Raw genomic sequence first — 1,035 nt, 5'->3', positions numbered from 1 at the left:
GTATTTTCTTTGATTATCAAGATGGTACAGGGGCATTGTATCGTGGTCCGCACCCAGATGGTCAAGCAGCAGCTTATAGTAACAAACTAGGAGTTTTAGAGCCTCGCAGTTGGGAAGATATATTTGCTTTTGTTCAAGGGAGTTCTGAGACGTTTTTGCCAGCTTACGTGCCAATTGTTAAGCGCCGTCGAGACATGTCATATGGTGATCGCGAACGCAATTTTCAATTATATCGCCGTGGTCGCTACGTTGAATTTAACCTAGTCTATGACCGGGGAACAATATTTGGTCTGCAAACAAACGGGCGTACTGAATCAATTTTGATGTCCCTACCACCCCTAGTGCGCTGGCAATACAGCTATCATCCAGAGCCAAATACACCAGAAGCAGAACTCTATGAAACATTCCTTAAACCTCAAGAGTGGGCCCAATGGAAACCCTAAACTTCAGAAAATATCTGAGTTAAACTACTGGAAGATAAGTAGCCAAAGGTGTGCAATCAGGGTGATATTTGTTGCTTCTGAGTTTTCACAACTTAGTTAACGCACCCTAAAATCCAATCACAATGTTCCCTTGAGCTTCAAGGGGACTCGCCGCTGCCCAGAGGTACAGAGGTACTGATGATTCATATCGATCAGAAAACGCACACAACACAAGATGGTACGACCGTTATTATTTTGGCACCAGTAGGACGCTTAGATATCACTACGGCTTGGCAATTTCGCCTGAAGCTGCAAGAGTGCATTTCTAAACTTAGTCGCCATGTGGTGGTTAATCTGAGTCAAGTTAACTTTATTGATAGCTCTGGCTTGACATCTTTAGTAGCAGGAATGCGAGATGCTGACAAAGTTAAAGGTAGCTTTCGCATTTGTAATGTCCATCCAGAAGCCAAACTTGTGTTTGAAGTAACCATGATGGATTCAGTGTTTGCAATCTTTGAAACTGAGGAGCAAGCCTTGGAAGTTGTTCCCCGCACGATCGCAACCTGAAGTTTTACAAAGAAGTAAGCTGCATCCCACGTCTTTTAAGCGTGGG

At 43.8% G+C, this 1,035-nt stretch carries 2 protein-coding genes; both read left to right on the top strand.

Going from position 1 to position 1,035, the window contains the following annotated elements; all coding sequences use genetic code 11:
• Window positions 1–443, top strand: a 443-nt coding sequence (locus F6K23_RS41260; RefSeq protein ID WP_293167099.1) for a coproporphyrinogen III oxidase, incomplete at its 5' end; no start/stop codon positions are given.
• Between the two features lie 177 nt (window positions 444–620).
• Entirely contained in the window at window positions 621–989 is a 369-nt protein-coding gene (locus tag F6K23_RS41255; protein ID WP_293167097.1) for an STAS domain-containing protein, read from the top strand.
• Window positions 990–1,035: the final 46 nt, after the last annotated feature.

It is taken from the genome of Okeania sp. SIO2C9 (genome assembly GCF_010672455.1).
Lineage (GTDB): Bacteria > Cyanobacteriota > Cyanobacteriia > Cyanobacteriales > Microcoleaceae > Okeania.
Note: the sequence above shows the minus strand (reverse complement) of the source record. Positions and strands in the feature narration are given on the sequence as shown.

What these genes read in the sequence shown, in the direction of transcription:
- F6K23_RS41255 (WP_293167097.1), top strand. Translation starts at nt 621, where the DNA reads ATGATTCATATCGATCAGAAAACGCACACAACACAAGATGGTACGACC.